Genomic DNA, 22,086 nt, shown 5'->3' with positions numbered 1-22,086 from the left:
CCTGACCCTGGGCACGGGGTTCAGCCCGACCGGCCAACCCACCTTCCCCCTCCCCACAAGGAGAAGACGATGCAACGACGCAATCTCCGATCCAGGCTTCTGCTCCCCCCGGCCGCTGTCGCCGCCGCCATGACCCTCGTCACGGCGAGCCCGGCGAGCGCCTCCGTCCTGTGGGACGGCAACGCGGACAAGGGACTCGGTGTCTTCGCCTCGGTCCTCTGCGACGGCGGCGTCGCCCGCGTGCACACCTGGAACGACAGCCATGGCAACTTCTTCGAGTTCAACAAGGTAGCGGGCATCGACCGCTGCGAGGGCCACAGCCTGGCCGGAGCCGAAGGACAGTTGCAGAACAACAAGACCCTGTGGTTCGGCTGGTCGCTCGCGACGAAGACGGGCAACGCCCAGACCGTCTTCCAGTGGAAGTCCAACGGCACCAACGACCAGAACCAGCAGAACTACCCGGTGATCATGAAGGTCGAGGACGACCAGCTGAAGGCCTGGTACGTCTCGCCCGGCGAGACGTGGAACGCGATCGGCAGCCGCAGCTGGTCGGTGGGCTCCTGGCACTCCATCCAGATGAAGATCGCCACCAACTCGGCCACCGGCGGCTCGGTCGAGATCTACCTTGACGGCTCGCTGTTCGCCTCCCGCTCGGGCATCCGCACCTGGGACGACTCCGGCAACAAGCCCCGTTGGGGCAGCTACGGCTCGACCATCGCGGGCGTCGGCTCGCAGAGCTGGGTCGACGACCCCAAGCTGGGGACCTCGCGCGCCGACGTCGACTGACGCGGCCCCCTTCCCTCCGGGCCCCGGCGACCCTGGACAGGTCGCCGGGGGCCTCAACACCCTCGTGGGACAGGCTCTTCCCCTCGCCAATTGCAGGCGGGGCGACCGGACATCGTGGCCTGGACGCCAACCTGCCGCCCTCACCGCCTGGCCAGGCACGCTCACTCGTCGCCCACCGGCAACCGCCTTGCGGCCGTCTTCGTAGCCTCCGGGCACCCGCCCAGCTTTCGGCGCCGTCACTGCCCAGCGGACGCGCGGACCGCTCGCGTAGGCTTCGCTCGGCATGGGACGCGGCGGGGGCGGGCGGATGACGGCTGAGACAGCGCAGAGGTGGGAGTCGACTCTCGACTCGGTGGTGGTGTACGCGCAGGGCGCTCTCTGCCGCCGGCTGGCCCGGGGAAGCGTGCCGCCGGACGGCCGGGTGCGGGTGACGGGACTGCCCCGCTCGCTCGATACGGGTTCTCTGCGGGCCCGCGTCCTCGGCGCCTCCGGTGTACGGGTCGTCGAAGCTCGGGTGGAGGTCGAGGCCGAGCCGGCCACCTCCGACATCCCCGGCGACCCCGGCGGATTGCGGCGCGAGGTCGAACGGCTGCGCGACGCCCACACGGCGGCGAAGGGGCGCCGGGACCGGCAACTGGGCCTGATCGAAGAGGTCATGGCGCTGCGCCCGGTCCCGCCGCCCCGTAAGCGCGAGGAACCGCACCGCCGCACCCCGACCGACGCGTGGCTGAAGCTCGCCGACTTCGTCGACGATCGGCTGACGGCCCTTCATGCCCGGCTCGTCGAGCTGGAGGAGGAGCTGCGCCGGGTGGAGCACGAGCTGGAGGTCGCCGCGGACAAGCTGGACCGTGCCTCCACCGACGCCCCGTCAGCACACGTGGCGACGACGTTCTCCGCGGCCTTGACCCTCAGCGGCGTCGGAGACGGAGACGCGGAGCTGGAGGTGGAGCTGGAGTACGGGGTACCGGGCGCCGTCTGGGTGCCTGCCTACCGCCTCACCCACCGTCAGGGCGACGACAGCGGCCGTCTGGTGCTACGTGCCTCCGTCGCCCAGCGCACCGGCGAGGACTGGACGGGCGTACGCATCGGCCTGTCCACCGCCGACCTGCGTCGCCGCACCGACCTGCCGAGGCTGCGCTCGATCCGGATCGGCCGCCGTCAGCCCACCGCGGCGCCTTCCGGCTGGCGTGAACCCCCGGCGGGGCTCACCGACCTGTTCGCCGGGTACGACGTGGCGGGCCCGCGCCCTGCCGCCGCTGCGCGTGCCGGCTCCGCGCCCGTGGCTGTCGGGATCGGCTCCGCACCCGTTGCCGTCCCGCCACCGCCACCGCCACCACCGCCACCACCACCTCCGGCTCCTCAGGGCTATGGCGCACCGCCTCCGGGGCTCCCGGCCCCCGGCTCTGCGGCCGCCGTCCCCACCCGGGAGGTCGTCGGCGGCGGGGTGCCCGGCCTCGCGCCGCCGGCCGGGTCGCGTCCGGGCGGCGGGGCGCGTCCACGCAGTGCGTCCTTCGCGGCCGCCGCCCCCATGGCACCTGCCGCTCCCGGCAGTCCCGCGCCGCCTCCGCCGCCGGAGCCGGCGACCGGTCCGCCGCGGCCGAGCGGCGCCGAACTCGACTACGCCGCTCTCGTCCTGAGCGGCCCGGACGAGCAGCGCGGTCGTCGAGGCCGGCTGTTCCCCGCCTCCACCGACGACCTGGTGGCCGCCGAGTACCGCCGCCGCGCAGAGGCGGTGGCCGCACTGCCGCTGCCCGGGCACGCCGTGCGGCCCCGCGAGTCGGCGGGCTCCTTCGACCACCGTTTCGACGCGGCCGCGCGCGCCGACATCCCGTCGGACGGCGCCTGGCACACCGTCACCGTCGCCGACATCCCGGTCGGCTTGCGCACCGAGTACCTCTGCGTGCCGTCGGTGGAGGAGACCGTGTACGCGACGCTGGTGCTCTCCAACTCCACCGACCGGGCTCTGCTGGCCGGCCCGGTGGAGGTCACCGTAGACGACGACTTCGTGCTGACCGCCGCGCTGCCCACCCTCGCCCCCGGTGGGGTCCGCCGGGTGGGCCTCGGGCCGGCCGAGGCCATCCGCGTCACCCGCCGTACGGAGCTGCTCGAGTCGGCCTCGGGGCTGCGCAACCAGACCACCGTGCTCGACCACCGCGTCCACGTGGAGCTGGCGAACCGGCTCGGAATGCCTGTCGTCGTGGAGGTCCGCGAGCGTGTCCCGGTCACCTCGGAACCGGACGTCCGGATCGAGGAACGGGCCGACTGGAAGGCGCCCGTGGACGGTGAAGGGCCCGAGCATCACGCCCCGGGCACCCGCCTCTGGCGGGTGGACCTGCCCGTCGGCGCCACCGCCGCGCTCGACGGCGGCTACGAGATCCGCATCCCGGCCGCCAAGGCCCTGACCGGCGGCAACCGGAGGAGCTGACGTACGCCATGTCCACCGACCCGGGGCCGATCCCCCTTCCCGTCACCGCCGTCACCTGCCTGGAGGACCGGGCCCATGTCGAGCGCGCCACCGTGCTCGAACTGAAGGCCGGGGTCCAGCGGCTGCGCCTCGGTCCGGTCAGTGCACTGGCCGTCGACCGCACGCTGCACGCCGAGCTGACGGCCGATCAGTCCGATCAGTCCGGTCGTCCGGCGACCGTGCTGGACATGCGGATCGTCCGCAGTTGGACGCCGCGAGGTCCGCTCCCGCCCGGTGAGGAGGACTCGGCGCTGCGCCATCGCGAGCATGTCCTCGAAGAGGAGCGGCTTGCTCTCGGACAGCGGCGCGACCGTCTCCGGGCCCGCCTCGACCTGCTCGGCCGGCTCGCCGCCGATCTGCTGCGGGAGATCGGTGAGGGCGCCGGGTCCGGCGAGGCCGAGCCGGAGCGCTGGGCCCGTGAACTGGACCGGGTCGACACCGAGCGTGACACCTACGGCGAGGAACTCCGCACCGTGGACACCCGGCTGGCCGCTGTCGCGGGCGAGCTCGCGGAGACCCAGCGGGCGCTGGCCCTTGCCGAGGAGGAGCCCGCCGAGCTGGTCGGCCACGTCGAGCTGACGGTGGATGCCTCCGCGGCCGGGCCCGCCCGGCTGCGGCTGAGCCACCTCACCGCGTGCGCACTGTGGCGGCCCGCCTACCGGGCCGTATGGGACGGGGACTCCCTGACGCTGGAGACGGACGCGATGGTCTGGCAGCGCACCGGCGAGGACTGGTCGGACGTACGTCTGACACTGTCGACGGCACGGTCGGCACTGGCCACCGATCCCCCGCGGTTGGGCGAGGACCGGCTGACGCTCAAGGACCGCTCCGCTGCGGAGCGCCGCACGGTCGACGTCGAGCTGCGCGAGGAGGACATCGGAGATCTCGGCCCCTCCCCGGTGCTCGGCCTGCCCGGCGTGGACGACGGCGGCGAGGTGCGGGTGCTGAAGTCCCCGACGCCGGTCTCCGTGGCCGGCGACGGCCGCGCGCACCGGGTGCCCGTGTCCGCCTTCACCACGGCCGCGAGCAGTGAATACGCCTGCTCACCCGAGCTGTCCCCCTTGGTCACCCAGGTGGTGCGGTTCGACAACAGGTCCGGCCACGCACTGCTCGCCGGGCCCGTGGACCTGGTCCGCGGCAGCGGTTTCACCGGCCGCGGGACCCTGGACTTCACCGCACCCGGCGCCCCCGCCGAGCTGGCGTTCGGTAGCGCGGACGACCACCGGGTGGTCAGGGAGGCCGAGGAGACCCGCGACGGTTCCGGAATCACCCAGCGGACCGTGGTCACCCGGACGGTCCGGCTGCACCTGTCCCGGTTCTCCGCTCCCGGGGAGCACGGCGAACGGGTGGTCGTCCTTCGGGAGCGGATCCCGGTCTCCGAGGTCTCGGCGGTGCAGGTACGCCTGCGCAAGGAAGCCTGCTCCCCAGCGCCCGACGCGATCGACGCCGAAGGCATCGCCGCCTGGGACGTCGCCCTCCCTCCCGGCGGCCACCGCACGGTCACCCTGGTCTACGAGCTGACGGCGAGCGCGAAGGTAGCCGGACTCTGAGCCCGGACGGGGGCGCTGCACAGGACCGGCCGCGGCTTCGCGTCGCCACACGGCCGGAGCGCCGCTCTGGCCGGCCATGCGGCCCGGAACCGGCCGCGCTTCACCACGCGGGCATCATCCGGGTCGCGTCGATGCCCGGCCACGCCCCACGGGGCGAGGTCACACCTGCGGCAGACCGGCGGCGCAGGCCGGGCACAGTCCGCGGTAGACGACCTGGACCTCGGACACCGTGAAGCCGAACCGCTCCTCCTCCGGCAGGCCGGTCAGCGGGTCGCCGGTCGGGTGGACGTCGCGGATGGTGCCGCAGGCGGAGCACACCAAATGCTGGTGCGGGCGGTGGGCGTTGGGGTCGTAGCGCTTGGCGCGGCCGTCGGTGGAGACCTCCATGACCTCACCGAGGGAGACCAGTTCGCCCAGGGTGTTGTAGACGGTCGCCCGGGAGATCTCCGGCAGCCGCTGTGCCGCGCGGACGTGCACCTCGTCGGCCGTGAGATGCACGTGGTCGCCGTCGAGGACCTCCGCGACGACACGCCGCTGGGACGTCATCCGCCAGCCACGTCCTCGCAGTCGCTGCAGCAGGTCACTCATATCGGTTCACCTGTTCAGGCTCGGTGGGACGACGGAAGGTCACCGGTCGATGCCCGGCTCCTGTCGGAGAGCGGATGAGGTGGCCTTCCGGACATGGCCTCCGACCATAAGGGCGGTGGTGCCGGCAGAGCCAGCTTCACACACGTTGCCCGAGGGCACGAGGGCACCGCTCCATCAGGCGCCAGGCCGTCCTACAACCTTTTCCTTCCCGTCGTCTCGCCCGTCGGAGCGAGCAGGATGATAAGAAGAAATTCCGCCTCTGACATGTGCCGAGGGCCGGGAATTCCACCGCCGTAGAGCCTGGGCCCGGCCTCGAACGAATTCGGGCTTTCGAGTTCTTGTTGCCAGGGGCGCTCTGCGTGTTCTCGTAGCCGTGCGCTCCACGGTGCGCGACCATACGGACGCCGAATCCGCACATTCATCGGCGTCACACACGAGGAAGGACGGACGTGTCCGGCAGCGAAAGCGAGAACCCAGCGATCCCCTCTCCGGCCCCCACCGACACTCGTCCCAGGACGAACCGGGACTGGTGGCCGAACCAGCTGGATCTTCAGGTGCTCCACCAGCACTCACCTCGGGCCAATCCACTGGACGAGGATTTCGACTACGCAGAAGAGTTCGCGACCCTCGACCTCGACGCGCTCAAGCAGGACGTCTTCGATGTGATGACGACGTCGCAGGACTGGTGGCCCGCCGACTACGGCCACTACGGGCCGCTCTTCATCCGGATGAGCTGGCATGCCGCTGGGACGTACCGGATCGCCGATGGCCGGGGCGGTGGCGGCTCCGGCGCTCAGCGCCTCGCCCCCCTCAACAGCTGGCCCGACAACGCGAGCCTCGACAAGGCCCGCCGTTTGCTCTGGCCGGTCAAACAGAAGTACGGCCGTAAGATCTCCTGGGCCGACCTCATCATCTTCGCCGGCAACTGCGCCATGGAATCGATGGGGTTCAAGACGTTCGGCTTCGGCTTCGGACGGGAGGACATCTGGGAACCCGAGGAAATCTTCTGGGGCCCGGAGGACACATGGCTCGGAGATGAGCGCTACAGCGGCGACAGGGAACTCACCGGTCCTTTCGGCGCCGTGCAGATGGGACTGATCTACGTCAATCCGGAGGGGCCCAACGGCAACCCGGATCCGGTGGCTGCCGCCAGGGACATTCGCGAGACGTTCGGGCGTATGGCGATGAATGACGAGGAGACGGTTGCGCTCATCGTCGGCGGCCACACGTTCGGCAAGTGTCACGGTGCGGTCGCTCCCGAGTACATCGGCCCGGAACCCGAGGCCAGCCCCATCGAGCAGCAGGGCATCGGTTGGCGGAACACCTACGGCACCGGCAAGGGCGCGGACGCGCTCACCAGTGGGCTCGAGGGCGCATGGACCTCCAAGCCCACGACGTGGGACAACGGATTCCTGGACCATCTGTTCAGGTACGACTGGGAGCTGACGACGAGCCCCGCCGGTGCGAAGCAGTGGACTCCCACGGATCCCTCGGCCAAGGGCAGTGTGCCTGACGCCCACGATCCGTCGAAGACGCACGCTCCCATGATGCTGACGACGGACCTGTCGCTGAAGGTGGACCCGATCTACGCGCCGATCGCGAAGAGCTTCCACGAGAACCCGGACAAGCTCGCGGTGGCATTCGCCAAGGCGTGGTACAAGCTGCTGCACCGCGACATGGGACCGCTCTCGCGCTACCTCGGCCCGTGGGTTCCCGAACCGCAGCTGTGGCAGGACCCCGTCCCCGAGGTCGATCACGACCTCGTCACCGACGAGGACGTCGCCGCTCTCAAGGACATGATCATCGCCTCGGGACTGTCCGTGTCCCAGCTGGTCACGACCGCTTGGGCGTCGGCAGCGAGCTTCCGCGGCACCGACAAACGCGGCGGGGCCAACGGGGCACGGATCCGGCTCGCGCCCCAGCGGGACTGGGAGGTCAACGAGCCGTCCGAGGTGGCTGCGGTGCTGCGGACCCTCGAGCAGATCCAGCAGGACTTCAACCGCTCACAGGCCGGCGGAACGAAGGTTTCCCTCGCCGACCTGATCGTTCTGGGCGGGTGCGCGGCCGTCGAGCGAGCCGCGAAGGACGCCGGGCACGACATCACCGTCCCGTTCGCACCGGGGCGCACCGACGCCTCGCAGGAGGAGACGGACGTCGAGTCGTTCGCACTGCTCGAACCCAAGGCGGACGCGTTCCGCAACTACGTCCGGCCGGGAGAGAAGCTGTCGCCGGAGACCCTCCTCCTCGACCGCGCCAACATGTTGAACCTGACCGCTCCCGAGATGACGGCTCTTGTCGGCGGCATGCGGGCCCTGAACACCGGCTTCGGACACTCCCCCCACGGCGTGTTCACTCACCGGCCGGAAAAGCTGACCACCGACTTCTTCGTCAACCTGCTCGACATGGGCACGGAATGGAAGGCGTCGACTTCGGACGAGAACGTGTTCGAGGGTCGGGACAGTGCCACGGGCGACGTCAAGTGGACCGCCACCGCCGCCGACCTCGTCTTCGGTTCGCACTCCCAGCTCCGGGGCATCTCGGAGGTCTACGCGGCCGCGGACGGGGGCGAGAAGTTCGCGCGTGACTTCGTGGCGGCGTGGGACAAGGTGATGAACCTCGACCGGTTCGACCTGCGCTGAGCCTGATGTCCCGGTCGGCCGCTCATCGCCGGCCGACCGGGACTTCCTCGGGATCCGGCGTCCCTTCGGTTCGAGGGGGCTACTTCGTCGCGAGTACGACAGCAGCCGTTTGCGCGCTCGCAGTTGTTGGGTGGTGGTGACGAGCGTGGATGCGGCGAGCACCAGCATGGTCGCGCGGCACCCACGAACTCGTACATCAATCACCGGTTGACAGGCTGACCAGCTGCCGGCCGCCTCCGGTCGCAACCACCGACGTGAGGGAGCGGGTGCGGTCCCGGAAGTCCACCCCGCTTCTGTGGCGTTCGGTCAACTCATGGCGTGGCTCCGCCACCTACCGGCACCGGCCTTCACGTTGCCGCTTTCACCGTGATCCGCGACTATCGCGTCGCTTCTACGCTCGCGGGAAGCTATCTTTCCAGTCACCGAGAGGGCGGGGACCGAGGATGCGCTTGTCGGCGTGTGTGTCGTCCGTGATTTCTATCTTCACGTACTGGTTGCCGGAAAGGACCCAGTAGCGATTCGGGTCGTCAGGTGCCTGCATAACGGCGTCGATCCGAGCGAACCCTTCAAGGCTCGGCCAGTTGCTCAACGGACGCGGATCGGCCACCGGCTTGCCGGTGCGTCCGTCGTCCGCGACTTCGATCACCACGTACCGACTGCCTGAGAAGACCCAGTACCGGTTGCGGTCACGGGGCGCCTGCAGCACCGCGTCGGGCTGCGCCGGGTGCGCCGATTGCGTCGCGGTTGCGTCGTCTGCGTGCTGCACCGGCGGACGGCTCATCATGAACGCCGTGATGGCACCGCCCGCGACCAGCAGCGCGGCGAGCGACATCGCCGCCCAGCGCAGTCCCCTACGTCGGGGCGGTGGGGGAAGCGTGGGAGCCCGCAGCGTGTGCTTGAGGGTTCCCGGCTCGTGGGTGCCCATCGACCGCAGGGCATCCGCCGTATCGGCCGCGGAGAGGCGTCTGGCCGGGTCATTGTGGAGCAGCCCCTCGATGAGCGTGCCCAGCGGGCCCGCCCAGTCCGGGATATCGGGCTCCTCGTAGGCGACGGCGTGCAGTACGGCGGCGGGTGCCGGCTGTGCGAACGGGGAACGGCCGGAGACCAGCACGCACAGCGTGACTCCCAGTGAGAACAGGTCGCTGGGCGGGCCCGCCGGTTTTCCGTGCAGCCGTTCGGGGGCGATGAAGTCGAGGGAGCCCATGACCTCACCGGTGTGGGTCATCGAATCGCCGTCGGTCAGGGCCGCGATGCCGAAGTCGGTGAGGACGACGCTGCCGTTGCCGCGCAACAGCACGTTGGCCGGCTTGACGTCCCGGTGCAGGGCGCCGACTGCGTGCACCGCTTCGAGGGCGTCGAGAAGCTGCAGACCGATCTCGGCGACCCTGGACGGCGGCAACGGCCCGACCGAATCAAGGTGATGGGAGAGCGACGGGCCGTCCACGAGTTCCATGACGATCCACAGCCGGTCCTCGAACTCGACCAGATCGTAGATGTCGATCACGCTGGGATGGGAAACACGGGCGATGGCACGAGCTTCACGCAGCGCCCGCCAGGACCCGTCTCCGTCGCCCCCCAGGGGCAACTCCTTTACCGCGACGGTGCGCTGCAACAGTGAGCGGTGGCGCGCCAGACGGCACCCATGCCGCCGCGTCCTATCAGGTTGGTGAGCTGGTACCGATCGGCGACCAGCCACTGCTTGTCACTGGGAATCACCACGTCAACGTACGGCATCCCACTCGACGAGTGTCGCGCTGTTCCACGCGGCTGGTGTGGTCGGCGACTGCGGTATCCGGCAGGCGTGTGGTGAACCGTTCGCGGACTCTGCGTCGACGGACCGGTCTGCGCCTTGCTGGGGCTCTTCGCCGTGCCCGTGGCGGCTGGGGCGGGAGCCAGTGGCTCCAGGGGCCGTACGCCCAGTTGCCAGCTTGATGCCATTCGGCAACAACGGCTCCAGCCCAGCCCACTGGCCGTTCGTCAGATCTCCACGCCTCACGGCACGTGATCATCCGCGACCGAGACGAGTGGCGCCGACCCGTGGGTGGCGGCACAAGTGATGACGGCGGCGCCGCCTTGTCACCGCACGAGGCACCTTGAGCAGCACTTCCCCTACGCCACATGGCGGTGCGTGATGGGGAAGGCGAGCTCGGTGGGCCGCGGGGTGCAAGTTCACCCTGATGGAAGGGGGGAGCCCACCCGTACGCGTGCGCGCGTGACGCCGACACGCTGGGGACCGGTTCCCGAGCACAGAGCTTTTCCTTACATAAGGCGCCTTTCTTGGCGATTCGGACTTACTTGAGCATTTCGGATGGGATTATCACCGCGTCCAACGCAGGCAGGCGCATCAGGCACCTGCCGTGAAAGGAGCATGGAATGCGGGTTTCCCGCTTTGCCGCCGCACTGGGCGTCGCGGCCGTCGTCTTGCTGGGCGGCGCCACAGGCGCCAGCGCAGCCACCGCGCCTTCGGCGGTACCTCATGCCACGTACGACCGTGGTCACGACCGTGGTGGCGACCACGGTCGCGACCGCGACGGCCGTGACGACCGCCGGGGCGACCGTGACGACCGTCGGGGCCATCACCGCGGCGACCGCGACGACCGCCGGGGCGACGGTCGCTGGGGCCATCACCGCGACAGCCACCGGCACCACGGTCGCTGGGGTCACCACCGCGACGACCACCGGCACCACGGTCGCTGGGGTCACCACCGCGGGGACCACCGGCACCACGGTCGCCACTAGCACCACGACCTCGACCCCAAACCGCTGACCTTGTGGGTGCCCTTCCGCTACGGGAGGGCACCCGCTTTGCGACGGTCCTGGAAGCCGCGCGCGCTGTCGACGCAGTGATGTGCTCGGCTTCCGTCACGGCCGCGCTGTCCGTTGTGCTTCGACAGGCCGGCCAGGAGGTCAGCGGGCAGATGTGAGGAGCTCGCACGCGAGCGCGTGGAGTGTGGGGAGGCGGAAGGGGGTACAAGGCCGACCGCCAGGCCAAGACACCGCGATGACTGGCAGCCCGGGCCTTGTCAGATGCGGCCATTAGAGTCCCGGCATGATCTCGACCGGACGTTCTGTCCCCTCCACCTCCGCAGAATCAGCACGCGTCCAACTGGACCTCAATGGGCGCCGTCTGTCCTTCCTCGACTTCGGCGGACCCGGGCAGCCCCTGCTGGCCCTGCACGGCCACTTCTCCGAGGGGCAGACCTTCGCCCGCCTCGCTCGCGAGCTGGCCCCCGACTGGCGGGTCATCGCCCCCGATCAACGTGGACACGGAGAGTCGGACCGCCCGGCGGACTACTCGCGGGAGGGCTACATCGCGGACGCTGTCGCGGTCCTTGATCATCTCGGTCTCGGCGAAGCAGTCGTGCTCGGCCATTCGTTGGGCGGCGTCAACGCCTACCAGCTGGCCGCCCGTCATCCGGAGCGCGTTCTTGCCTTGGTCATCGAGGACGTCGGCGCCATCGTGGATGACGACCTGTCGTTCTGCCTCGCCTGGCCCGACCGGGCACCGAGTCGAGCTGCCCTGATCGAGGAACTGGGTGAGTCGGCCCGCTATCTTGGCGATGCGATCCGTGAGTACAGCAATGGCTGGGGTCTGGCCTTTCACCCCGAGGACATGATGGCTTCTCACAAACTGGTCAAGGGCGACCACTGGGACGACTGGCTGGCAACAAGCTGCCCCGCCCTACTCGTCCACGGCATCCACAGCGACACTCTCTCCGCCGATCACGCGGCGGTGATGACGGACCGTCGCCCCCACACCCTCCTGGTCCACCTGCCCACCGGTCACACGGTCCACGAGACCGATCCCGACGGCTTCGCCACCGCCGTGAGCGAGTTCCTCGCAAGCCTTGCGGCGGACGCGCAAGTCCGGCATTGATCGCATGACGGTCCCGGGTCCTTCCGAACCGCGCCCGTCAGGGACGCGGGCCGGCAGGACCCGGCACCGCCAAACTATCGGCCCCCACCGGAATCACCTCCGCAGATACTCCGACCCTCATCCCGGCATCGCGGATGTCACCAGATATGGGTGGCTCTCAATCTCGTTGCCGATCATGGACCTTCCATCAGGTGGAAGGACGAAGGCCGGCGGAACAGAGACTGACCGATCCTGAAAGAACCAGCCTGCTACCCGCCGATGCCACCCAGGCCAAGCACACACCGAGGCCCCGTCATCTGAGGCGAGACTGCATCGCACAACAGCGTTATCCAGAAGCGGCCACAGAGCGCTCCGGATAGCGTCCGCAGTTGCTGTACTCCACCACCCACCGATGGAGGATCCCGCCCTATGCCGCTCAGTCCGACCCCGCCGATCGCAGAATTCCCCGTCTCCGACAGGGACGCCGGCCCCTACGGGATCACCTGCGGCCCCGACAGCGCACTGTGGTTCACCATGGTCCACCACGGACGGATCGGCAGGATCACCCCCGACGGCGACGTCACCTCCTACCAGCTCGAACCCGCTTCCAGCGGACCGTCGACCATCACAACAGGGCCCGATGACGCTCTGTGGTTCACAGAATTCCGCAGCCACCGGATCGGTCGCATCACCACGACCGGCAACATCGCCTCGTTCCCGCTGCCGACGCCGGATGCCGGGCCGTTCGGCATCACCGCCGGCCCCGACGGCGCACTGTGGTTCACGGAAGCAAGCGCCGGCCCCATCGGCCGCATCACACTCGACGGTGACGTCACCGAGTTCCCTCTCCCGCTCTCGGAAGCCTTCCCCTCAGCCATCGCCAACGGCCCGGACGGCCGTCTGTGGTTCACGATGAACCAGGCCAACGCGATCGGCACCATCGGACTCGACGGTCACGTCACCATCCACCCGCTACCCACACCAGACGGCGCCCCGGTCGGTATCACCGACGGCGCCGATGGAGCCATGTGGTTCTCGGAGTGTGCTGTGCCAGGGCGTGACGTGCGCGGTCGCGTGGATCTCTGCCGCTTCGGTGATCATCGTCATGGTCTCGAGGACGTGCAGGGCCAGTTCACCCGAGGCACGGTGGTCCTGGCCGGTGCGCAGGGCGCGGGCCATGTCGAGGACTCCGAGTCCGCGTCCGGCGGTGGTGCCGTGGACCGGGAGGGGGCGCCAGTCGTCGTCTTGGAACCGCCGGATGCGCAGGGGGCCGGCGAAGGTGTTGGGGTCGGGGAGGGAGAGGGTGCCTTCGCTGCCGGTGATTTCCAGGAGCGAGCGGGGCTCGGGCGAGTCGAAGCTGAAGGTGGCGGTGGCGCTGGGGCCGTTCGCGAAGTCGAGCAGGGTGTGCAGGTGGGTCGGTACCTCGACGGGGAACGTGGCCCCGGACGCGGCGACCCGTCGGGTACGGGCTGTGCGGGCGGTGGCCGCCACCCGGGTGACCGGGCCGAGGAGGGCGACCAGCGCGGTGAGGTAGTAGGGGCCCATGTCGAACAGCGGGCCTGCTCCCGGTGCGTAGAAGAAGGCCGGGCTGGGATGCCAGGCGTCGGGGCCGGGGCCCTGGAGGACAGCGCTCGCGCTGACCGGTTCGCCTATCGCGCCTGCCTACAGGGCACGTTGGGCGGACTGCAGTCCGGCGCCGAGGAACGTGTCGGGTGCGCAGCCGACGCGCAGTCCGCGTGCGCGGGCTTCGGCGAGGATGCGGGCGCCGTCCCGGGGAGAGAGCGCGAGGGGTTTCTCGCCGTAGACGTGCTTGCCGGCGCGCAGCGACGCCAGGGCCACCTCCGTGTGGGCGGCCGGGACGGTCAGATTCACGACGAGTTCGACGTCGGGCAGGGCGAGGACGGATTCGGGGTCGCCGGCCTCGGGGACGTGATACTTGCGGGCCGCGGTGCGGGCACGCGACACGTCCAGGTCACCGATCGCGGTCAGGCGTACGTCGGGAAAGGTGCCGAGCGTGTCCAGGTACTGGCCGCTGATGTTGCCGGCACCTATCAGTGCGATGTTGAGGGGACCGCGGTTGCTCATGCGTGCTCCAGGGCGGTGAGGCAGGCGTGGCTGTGGGCGAGCGCCTCGTACACGTCGCCGTCGCAGGAGTCGAGTTCGACGATGCGCCAGGCGTCGGAAGCGGCGGCGAGGATGTCGGCGACGGGCATGACGCCTCGGCCGACCGCGGTGTTGGCCTGTCCGTGGACGCCGGGCCCGTCCTTGACGTGCAGGGCGAGGACGCGCCGGCCGAGTGAGCGGAGCAGCGCCGGCACATCGGCACCGGCGACGGCGGCCCAGTATGTGTCGACTTCCAGGAAGACGTCGGGGTCCAGGAGTTCGGCCAGGACTTCGAGGGCATGCCGTCCGTCGAGGCGCGGGTCGACCTCCCACCAGTGGTTGTGGTAGCCCAGGCGTATGCCGTGTCGGGCGGCCTGTACGGCCAGGGAGTTGAGGCGGTCGGCCGTGCGGCGCAGGCCGTCGAGATGGGTGAACTCCGCGTGTTCGAAGCCTGCGGGGATGATCGCGAGGTCGGTGGCGAGTGCGGCGACGGCGTCGTAGACGGCAGCCGGTTCCACCGCGGGGTCGAGCAGGGCGTACGCATGGCTGCTGGTGACAGTGCGGCCGAGCCTGTCGGCAGTACGCCGGAAGCCTTCGGGGTCGTCGAGCGGGTCGAACGGTTCCACTGCGGTGTAGCCGAGCTGTGCGAGCCGCGTCAGAGTCGCCTCACGGTGCTCGGCCATCTCGGTGCGCAGTGTGTAGAGCTGGACGCTGATGGGACTGGCCAAGGAGGTGCCTCCTGGGATCGACTGGACGGCTACGCCAAGGGCTCGGGGGACGACGTAGGTCGGCGACTTCGGGCCGAGCGGGCGAGCAACGCGGGAACGTCCGCGTGACGGAACAGCATGCGCCAGCGTTCTCCTCGGATCATGTGACCTTGAGCAATACCTCTTGGTGAGGGGAGAGTTCCAGCACGAATCTCGTCAGGTCCATGCACAAAGTGCAGTCGCTCTTGTGTTTGTGTGCGAGCCCGTCCCCCTCCAGTCATCCGATATCTCTGACGCACCACAGCCATATGCCCGATATTGACAGGTCAAGCGATCCTGTCCGTCTGGATTCCTCCGATGAATCTGGGCACGCATCTTGTTCCCCGCCAGGCGACGGCCCAATACTTCCCTCATCCCTCGCAAGGAGCGGCATGCCTTGCGAGGGACGGCCACTGCCCTCCCCGTAGAAGGAGCCGGAAGCATGGTCACGTCACACGAACACGGTCTCGCCCCCGCCGAGTCCGCCGCCGGGAGCAGACGCCGCGCACGCCTGCTGTGCGCGTCGGTCGTACTCGCAACCGTGACCGCACTGGCATCCGGCCCCGTCCATGCCGAGCCCCAGAAGGCTGCGGCCATGGTCGACCCCAACACCCCGAACGGCGTCCGGCCCGTCGGCGGCAGCCCGCACGCCACACTCGTCTTCAGCGACGAGTTCTACGGCGCCGCACTCGACACGTCCAAGTGGACGGCCAAGGACGAGGAACGCTCGGACGGCTCGTACTTCCGCGACTGGTGGAAGCCCGCCAACGTCAGGGTCAACCCCAACCCGCAGCAGATCAACGGCGGCAACCTCTGGATCAATCTCTCTCAGCTCGCCACGGACCAGTACGCCACCGGGGAGATCGAGAGCCGCGGCAAGTTCGACCACACCTACGGAACGGTCGAGTGGCGGGCCCAGATGCCCCCGACCGAGGACCACTTCGGTGCCTTGTGGCGCCAGCCGACCAACGGCATCTCCACCGTCGACGGAACCGCACGCGACGGCGGCGAGTACGACGTGGTCGAGAGCTACTACCAAGGCGACCGATACGCGAACACGATCCACTACGACGGATACGGCGCCGACCACAAGGTCCCCACGGCCACGATCAACGCCCCGAACCTGCACACCGGTTACCACACCTACGCGATGGAATGGACGCCCACCTCCATCAAGTACCGCTACGACGGCGGCGTGATCCGCACCATCACCGACCCGAACCTCATCAGCCAGGTCCCCCAGTTCCCCGTCATCTCGCACGAGGCAGGCGCCTGGGTGGACGGCGCGATCGCCAACGCACCCATGGACTGGCGCTCCAACATGTACGTCGACTACATCCGCATCTGGCAGTAGCACGAGGCCGCCGCCGCGGGCGTCGAGGCTCACCCGGGCCGCTTCCGCGTACGAGGTATCTGGTGGCGGTGTCGTCGCAAGCGGCGCCACGCCTCCCAGGCCGAGATCGTCAAGGTCAGTGTCGACGACCTGAAGGTCAGTGTCGCCGACCTGTCGGGAGCCTGCTCTCCAAGTGCCGCAACGCCAAGCTCAACAAGCCAAGGGCCTCCGGCAGGGCGCTCCCCGCCTCCCGACTCAGGGAGGCCCTGCCGGTGAGCGCGGACCGCGGCAGTGCGGTCCATTCCCCCCTCAGGAGGACACATTGCACCGTCGCAAGGTCCTGACCGCACTTCGCGCGCGCAGCGCGAAGTCCCTGGCGGCCACGATGGCCGCTTTCGCCCTGGCCGCCCTGCCGACCACGGCCCCACCCGCGGCAGCGCAGAGCCCGGAAGCACCGAGCGCCGCAGCAGGCTTCACCGTCTTCACCAATGAGCGCGGCGCCCACCCGCCGGGCATGCCGCAGTACGGCGCGACCAAGGCCACCGTCGTCTACGACGTCTTCGCCTACCGGTGCGACGCGGCCGGCTGCACCTCCAACAGCGGCGCGCTGCCGTCCCAGGCCACATACGAGGCCAAGGTCAAGGAGTACATGGGCACGGGTCAGTTCGGCGGCGCGGCGACCGCCCCGGTCGTACTCGACTTCGAGGACATCGAGCTCACGCAGGTGCCCACCGGGCAGGCGGCGACGAACGCGTACAACCTGTGGCGCCAGCTGCTCACCTGGACCCGCAACGCGGCCCCACAGGCGCCGATCTGCCACTACGGCTACGACTGGCAGACCCGCAACCAGGAGCTCATCAAGCAGCTCCACGACGACAACCTGCTCAACTGCTTCGCCCCGCGGGCCTACTTCGATGACGGGCAGTCGCTGACCGCCTGGACCGGCAGGTTCGACGCCTCCGTCGCCAGGGACCGGGCCATGGCGCCGAGCCACCCCATCTACCCGTACGTCAACCCGGTCTCGTTCCCGTCGGAGACCTACCAGCCCGGCAACTCCTGGGCCCACATGTTCCAGAACGTGAAGGCCAAGGCGGACGGCGTCGTGCTCTGGGAGACCAGTGCCAAGAACGCCAACGCCTGCGCCTGGGTGTCGCAGAACTCCTACGAGATGGGCGTCGTCACCGGCACCGGCAGCAGCGGGCCGCTGCGCGCGAGCGCCACACCGCCGAGCGGCAACTGCACCGTCACCCGCGGCTCCCAGGTCGCGATCCCGGTCACCATCACCAACACCTCCACGTCGACGACGCCTGCCACCCAGATGCAGTCCATCGGCGGACAGGCGCCGGGAGTCGGCACGTACGGCACCGGATGGCAGTACTGGAACATCCCCTCCCTCGCGCCGGGGGCGACGGCGCAGACGACGCTGTATCTCGACGTCGCCGCGACGCAGGTCACGAGTACGGTGCTGCTCCACCTGAAGACCGGTGTCAGCGACACGCGTCTGGCGCTGATCGTCCTGTGAAGCGGCCGCCGAAACGCCTGAGGAGGCTGCTGCCCACGGCTGCCGCGGCTGCGGCCATGACCCTGGTCGTGGCCACGCCCGCGCACGCCTCGCTGATCTGGAACGGTGACGCGTCCGGCGGCACCGGGGTGTTCGCCGGGGTCCTGTGCGACTCCCCGAACTACGTCTACACCACTGACTGGAGCGACGGCCGCGGAGACATCTTCGGCTTCGTCAACAAGGCGGGCGGTACGCGCTGCGAAGCGCACAGCGTCCGCGTCGGCGGGTCCGAGTACGCCTTCACCGGCGGGCGGGCCTACTGGTGGGGCTGGGAGTCGATGACCAGCACCGGGAACACCGCGACCGTCTTCCAGTGGAAGTCCAACGGCACCGGGGAGCAGCACCAGCAGAACTACCCGGTGATCATGATGGTCCTGGAGAACCAGCTGCGCGTCTGGTACGTGGCGCCCGGTGAGCAGTGGATCGGCGTCGGCAGCGGCGCCTGGACACCGGGGGCCTGGCACAAGATCAAGCTGGGCATCAACGCGCAGTCCTCGACGAGCGGTTCGTTCCAGGTGTACCTGGACGGCACCCTGATCGTCGACGCGAAGAACGTGCGCACCTGGGACGACCTCGGCAACAAGCCCCGCTGGGGCGTGTACGACTCGAACGTCGCCGGCACCGACCAGGTCAACTGGATCAACGATCTGAAGATGGGCACCACCAGCGGCGACGTGTAGCCGCTCACTCTCCCCGGTCGTGGCGGGCGGTCCCTGACACCGCCCGCCACGACCGGCACCACGTACGTCGCACCCGCCGTCCGCGCCTCTCGCTCCCGGACCATCGACGACCGGGACCACGGCTGCAGTGTCAGTCCGCTGAAGTATCCTTCCCGCCACCACACACCGACTGGGAGGACCAAGAGAATTGACTGGCCTGTCTGCATTCCCGCTGCCCTTTCATGCTTCCCGTTCCATATCGTTCGCGACACCCCGAACGCTGCGGGAACTTCAGATGATGCAGTGCAGCTCACACATTCGGGCGAAGCCGGGCTGGTTCAACAAGATGAACGATGCCGACGTCGTGGCCAGGTGGACACGAGAGGCGGTCGCCCAAGGCCTCACCGAAGCGCAGGTTCGTTATGTGCTTGCCGAACTCGTGCATTACGCCGCGCTGCGGGACGAACGATCCGGCATCGAGGTGTCCGCCGTCGACGGGGTGTGGCAGTCGGACACACTGGTCGACGAGAAGCTCCGATCCCGGCTGCGCGAGGCGGTTCAGGTTCTGGAGCAGGTCCCCCAAGCAGAGCAGGACTGGCATCCCGGATCCGACGGCCAGGTATTGGATCTGGTTCATCCCTCACTGTTCTGCCTGGTGAGAGAGGTGAGTGGCGCGCCCGAGCGGGCTTGGGAGAACCCGACGGACCGCTACTCCAGGTACGAGTTCTCGGAGAAGTTCCAATGGCTGCCCACGGACGTCGACGTCAGTGGCGACGGCGATGTCGCCTTCCGTTCATACATCAACAACGTCCACCCTGAAATTCACCGCGAACTTGTCTCCGTCCTCGCGGACTTGTTGGCATGCCTGCGCCCGCTACTGGAGAACGTGCTCACCGATCTGCGCCACCCCCCGCCCCTGCGGATCGAGGCCGATCCCTTCGGGTGGTACGACTCGGAGCCGGAGTATCCGATCAAATCCTCCTACAGTGATGACGAGGCCTACGCAGAAGCCCTTCGTGCATGGGAACAGGCCCAGGACGACTGGTGGGAGAACCGCCGCCCGGTCATCCCGGACGCCCCGGCCTTCACCCCGCCCGAGTTGCCCGATGCATCCGCCCGAGTCGACCTGCGCGGCCGCCGTCTCCAGGTCATCGTCAAGCTCGCCACCATCCATCTCACCCCGGACAAGCCCGAGTACCACGGCGGTTCCTGGCACGTCGAGGGGATGGTGAACGAGCGGATCGTCTCGACCGGCATCTACTACTGGGACAGTGAGAACATCACCGAGAGCCGGCTGAGTTTCCGGGCGGCACTCGATGACCCGAACTACGAACAGAACGACGACAACGGTCTCCGTGAGGTCTACGGACTGAAGGACGAAGACGCACTGAACCAGATACTGGGATCGGCCTCGACCCCAGCGGGCCGCTGCCTGGCGTTCCCGAACATCCTGCAACACCGGGTCGACTCATTCCGCCTCACGGACACCACCCGCCCGGGGTATCGCAAAATTCTCGCGTTCTTCCTGGTCGACCCGTCGGAAAAGATCGTCTCGACATCCGATGTGTCACCGCAACAACCATGGTCCGACACCTCGACCATGACGCTCGAACAGGCGAAGAACTACCGCGAACAACTCATGCAGGAACGCAAGTTCTTCGTCGCAGAACACAACGAGCAGCTCTACGAACGAGAATTCTCCCTCTGCGAGCACTGAACCTCATTCATCCTCCATGCGTCCAGGCCGGGACTGGTCGATCCGTTCCGGAACCGCGACCTTGGCTTCCCGCCGGCGAAGGTAGCCGGGGAGATGCGGTTCCGGTGTTCTATCCAGGTCGGTGCTCCCCGGTGTCCGCTTTCGCGCCCGTCACGGGCAGCGCCTGCAGCACCAGGACCGAGAGGTCGTCCTCGACCGGATCGGGACCGAAGTCGTGCGCCGTCCGGCGGATGCGCTCGGCCACGGCTTTCGCGCCCAGCCCGGCGCATTCGCGGAGCACCGCCGACAGGCCGTCGCCGTCATCGAGCTGCCGGTGACCGTTTCGTCGCTCCGTGACACCGTCGGTCACACACAGCAGCGTCTCACCCGGAGCAAGGCTGAAGGAGCTGGCCTCGAAGACCGCGCTGTCGTCGATGCCGAGCAGCATCTGGGGTTCTGCCGCGGCCACCACCGAGCCGTCGGTCAGGAGGCGCAGGGGCAGCGGGTGCCCGGCGCTTGCGATCGTGCAGTGGGGGCCCTCGGTGCCCGGGCCGAGCTGCAGTTCCCCGTACAGCATGCTCAAGAACCGCGGGCGGGCCCGTTCGCCCCCGTTCACGACGGCTTCCGCGCTCTCCTCCGCCATGGCTGCGTTCAGCCGCCGGAGCACCGACTCGACGCCGTGGCCTTCGCGTGCCAGCAGTCTCACCAGGTACCGGGCCAGACCGGTGACCGACATCGCCTCCGGGTCCTTGCCCTGCACGTCTCCGAGCAGAAAGCCCCAGCGGCGCTCCCCCATCGGGAACAGATCGTAGAAGTCTCCGCCGACCGTCTGGCCCTCACCGTACGGCTCGTAGACGATCGCCGTCTCGACGCCCGGAATGCTGGCCAGGAACGCGGGCAGCTGATTGCGCTGAAGCGCCCGGCTGATCGACTTCTGCCGGGTGTACCGGCGGGCGGTGACCAACGACTGCGCGATCCGCCGCGCCACGTCCTGCACCACGTTCGCCAGGTTGTCGGTCATGCGGAGCTGCCCGGTCCTGCCCAGGAGGAGCATCCCCTGGCAGGCGCCTGCGGAGACCAGGGGGAACGCCAGTGCCGAGCCGCGCGTCCCCGCGTCCCCGGCAGTCTCCGGCCACGGCCACGGGATGCTCGCCGTACTGAGGATGGCAGGCGGCATTTCTCTCGCCAGCTCGTGGCGCAGCTCGTCGATACGCCACTCTTCGGCGTGCCAGACCTGGGACAGCCGCATGCGGCCGCATGCCACGGTCAGCCATACGCCGCACCAGTCGGCCAGCCGGGGCACCAGTAGCTGTCCTGCGAGTGCGGCCACGAGATCTTCGTCGAGCTGGCCCGCGAGAAGCTCGCTGCCCTCGGCGAGGAAGGTGGGACCCGCCTGGTGGGGCCACTCGGCAATGAGCCCGCTACCACCGACGGCCGGTACCGATGAGTCTGTCCCGAAGTTCCGCACGGCGCGCCGCGGCGACGCCGGGGGCCCGGGAGCCGCGCGGTGCGCCTGCCCCGCGATCTCCAAGCGGAACCACACCGACTTCTGGTCCTGGTCGTAGGTCACCCCCCATGACGAAGCCAGCGCGCCTACGATCCGCAGGCCGAGGCCCCGTCGGCCGGGCAGGTCCTCGTGGGGGCGCAGCGCCCGGGTGGGGTGGCGGTCGGCCACCTCGATGATCACTGCGACGGATACGTCCTCGTCGTCCGCTGGTGCCGAGGGGCCGGGCTCCTCCTGCGGACGCGCATGACTTTGGCCCTGTTCCAGCGAGCAGATGACGTCGATGTCCGTCCCGGCGTGCATGACGGCATTGGTGGCCAGTTCGCTGACGAGCAGTTCGGCGTCCCCCCTGGCCTCTTCGAACTCCTCGGTGATCGCCTGGGGCGCGTCGACGACCGCCGCGGCCTGCTCGGCGAGGGCTGCGCGGACAAAAGCACGCGCCTCTGAGGCGGCCCGCTGGTTCGCCTGGAGCGTTGTACGCGACACGCACCTGTCCGGTCGCGACATCAGAACCGATCCGGACGGATGAGCCGACCTTGGAGGCATAGTAGCCATTTATGCCCCAAAGGATCTTTGATCGGACACTTCGCCAACCACCTAT

The 22,086-nt window shown here is 69.1% G+C and carries 16 protein-coding genes and 1 pseudogene; 11 read left to right on the top strand and 6 right to left on the bottom strand.

The annotated features are described in order from the left end of the window. The first annotated feature begins 69 nt into the window (after nucleotides 1-69). The 3 genes from OG766_RS34895 to OG766_RS34885 all read left to right on the top strand — a co-directional run bounded on the left by OG766_RS34895 (nucleotide 70) and on the right by OG766_RS34885 (nucleotide 4,800). Nucleotides 70-786: a heparin lyase I family protein gene (locus OG766_RS34895; RefSeq protein ID WP_266389177.1), complete on the top strand. Its 717-nt coding sequence runs from the start codon at nucleotides 70-72 to the stop codon at nucleotides 784-786. Between the two features lie 307 nt (nucleotides 787-1,093). Then, nucleotides 1,094-3,211 carry a DUF4139 domain-containing protein gene (locus OG766_RS34890; RefSeq protein ID WP_328727180.1) on the top strand — a complete coding sequence of 706 codons (2,118 nt, stop codon included), beginning with the start codon at nucleotides 1,094-1,096 and terminating at the stop codon, nucleotides 3,209-3,211. An 8-nt stretch (nucleotides 3,212-3,219) separates the two neighbouring features. After that, nucleotides 3,220-4,800: a DUF4139 domain-containing protein gene (locus tag OG766_RS34885; protein ID WP_328727179.1), complete on the top strand. Its 1,581-nt coding sequence runs from the start codon at nucleotides 3,220-3,222 to the stop codon at nucleotides 4,798-4,800. A 159-nt stretch (nucleotides 4,801-4,959) separates the two neighbouring features. Here OG766_RS34885 and OG766_RS34880 read toward each other — a convergent pair whose 3' ends face one another. Then, a complete protein-coding gene (locus OG766_RS34880) occupies nucleotides 4,960-5,388 on the bottom strand; it encodes a Fur family transcriptional regulator (protein ID WP_266389168.1) in 429 nt (142 codons plus the stop codon). Nucleotides 5,389-5,837: 449 nt separating this feature from the next. On the opposite strand from OG766_RS34880, the gene katG reads away from it, so the two are divergent. Further along, nucleotides 5,838-8,027, top strand: coding sequence for a catalase/peroxidase HPI (katG, locus tag OG766_RS34875; protein ID WP_266389166.1), 2,190 nt, complete (start codon nucleotides 5,838-5,840; stop codon nucleotides 8,025-8,027). A 391-nt stretch (nucleotides 8,028-8,418) separates the two neighbouring features. On the opposite strand, the gene OG766_RS34870 is transcribed toward katG, so the two are convergent. Beyond that, entirely contained in the window at nucleotides 8,419-9,723 is a 1,305-nt protein-coding gene (locus tag OG766_RS34870) for a serine/threonine-protein kinase (protein WP_328727178.1), read from the bottom strand. Between the two features lie 780 nt (nucleotides 9,724-10,503). On the opposite strand from OG766_RS34870, the gene OG766_RS34865 reads away from it, so the two are divergent. From OG766_RS34865 to OG766_RS34855, 3 genes and pseudogenes are all read left to right on the top strand, one after another. Further along, nucleotides 10,504-10,794, top strand: a complete 291-nt coding sequence (locus OG766_RS34865; protein ID WP_328727177.1) for a hypothetical protein — start codon at nucleotides 10,504-10,506, stop codon at nucleotides 10,792-10,794. 282 nt (nucleotides 10,795-11,076) lie between these two features. Further along, nucleotides 11,077-11,904, top strand: coding sequence for an alpha/beta fold hydrolase (locus OG766_RS34860; RefSeq protein WP_266389154.1), 828 nt, complete (start codon nucleotides 11,077-11,079; stop codon nucleotides 11,902-11,904). Nucleotides 11,905-12,312: 408 nt separating this feature from the next. Continuing rightward, nucleotides 12,313-12,930, top strand: a pseudogene (locus OG766_RS34855) (Vgb family protein); the annotation flags it as partial. On the opposite strand, the gene OG766_RS34850 reads toward OG766_RS34855, so the two are convergent. Genes OG766_RS34850 through OG766_RS34840 form a run of 3 tightly spaced genes read right to left on the bottom strand, consistent with a single transcriptional unit; the run spans nucleotide 12,856 to nucleotide 14,714 of the window. Beyond that, nucleotides 12,856-13,536, bottom strand: coding sequence for a Gfo/Idh/MocA family protein (locus tag OG766_RS34850; RefSeq protein WP_443045632.1), 681 nt, complete (start codon nucleotides 13,534-13,536; stop codon nucleotides 12,856-12,858). The pseudogene OG766_RS34855 and the gene OG766_RS34850 overlap by 75 nt on opposite strands. Nucleotides 13,537-13,545: 9 nt before the next feature. After that, nucleotides 13,546-13,968 carry a Gfo/Idh/MocA family protein gene (locus tag OG766_RS34845; RefSeq protein WP_328727175.1) on the bottom strand — a complete coding sequence of 141 codons (423 nt, stop codon included), beginning with the start codon at nucleotides 13,966-13,968 and terminating at the stop codon, nucleotides 13,546-13,548. Continuing rightward, complete coding sequence (locus OG766_RS34840) at nucleotides 13,965-14,714, bottom strand: sugar phosphate isomerase/epimerase family protein (RefSeq protein WP_328727174.1); 750 nt, start codon at nucleotides 14,712-14,714, stop codon at nucleotides 13,965-13,967. The genes OG766_RS34845 and OG766_RS34840 overlap by 4 nt, the downstream gene beginning before the upstream one ends. A 460-nt stretch (nucleotides 14,715-15,174) precedes the next feature. Between OG766_RS34840 and OG766_RS34835 the strand changes: the two genes are divergently transcribed. The 4 genes from OG766_RS34835 to OG766_RS34820 all read left to right on the top strand — a co-directional run bounded on the left by OG766_RS34835 (nucleotide 15,175) and on the right by OG766_RS34820 (nucleotide 20,002). Then, the gene (locus tag OG766_RS34835; RefSeq protein WP_328727173.1) at nucleotides 15,175-16,086 is read left to right on the top strand and encodes a glycoside hydrolase family 16 protein; all 912 of its coding nucleotides are present in this window, start codon (nucleotides 15,175-15,177) and stop codon (nucleotides 16,084-16,086) included. Nucleotides 16,087-16,387: 301 nt separating this feature from the next. Continuing rightward, a complete protein-coding gene (locus tag OG766_RS34830; RefSeq protein ID WP_266389143.1) occupies nucleotides 16,388-17,587 on the top strand; it encodes a hypothetical protein in 1,200 nt (399 codons plus the stop codon). A gap of 56 nt (nucleotides 17,588-17,643) precedes the next feature. Further along, complete coding sequence (locus OG766_RS34825) at nucleotides 17,644-18,306, top strand: heparin lyase I family protein (RefSeq protein ID WP_266389140.1); 663 nt, start codon at nucleotides 17,644-17,646, stop codon at nucleotides 18,304-18,306. A gap of 187 nt (nucleotides 18,307-18,493) precedes the next feature. Continuing rightward, nucleotides 18,494-20,002, top strand: a complete 1,509-nt coding sequence (locus tag OG766_RS34820) for a DUF4246 domain-containing protein (RefSeq protein ID WP_266389138.1) — start codon at nucleotides 18,494-18,496, stop codon at nucleotides 20,000-20,002. 109 nt (nucleotides 20,003-20,111) lie between these two features. On the opposite strand, the gene OG766_RS34815 is transcribed toward OG766_RS34820, so the two are convergent. Beyond that, nucleotides 20,112-21,992: a SpoIIE family protein phosphatase gene (locus OG766_RS34815; protein WP_266389135.1), complete on the bottom strand. Its 1,881-nt coding sequence runs from the start codon at nucleotides 21,990-21,992 to the stop codon at nucleotides 20,112-20,114. Nucleotides 21,993-22,086 lie beyond the last annotated feature (94 nt).

It is taken from the genome of Streptomyces sp. NBC_00259 (assembly GCF_036181745.1).
GTDB lineage: Bacteria > Actinomycetota > Actinomycetes > Streptomycetales > Streptomycetaceae > Streptomyces > Streptomyces pratisoli.
The sequence above is the reverse complement of the archived record's forward strand: the minus strand, read 5'-3'. Positions and strand labels throughout refer to the sequence as shown.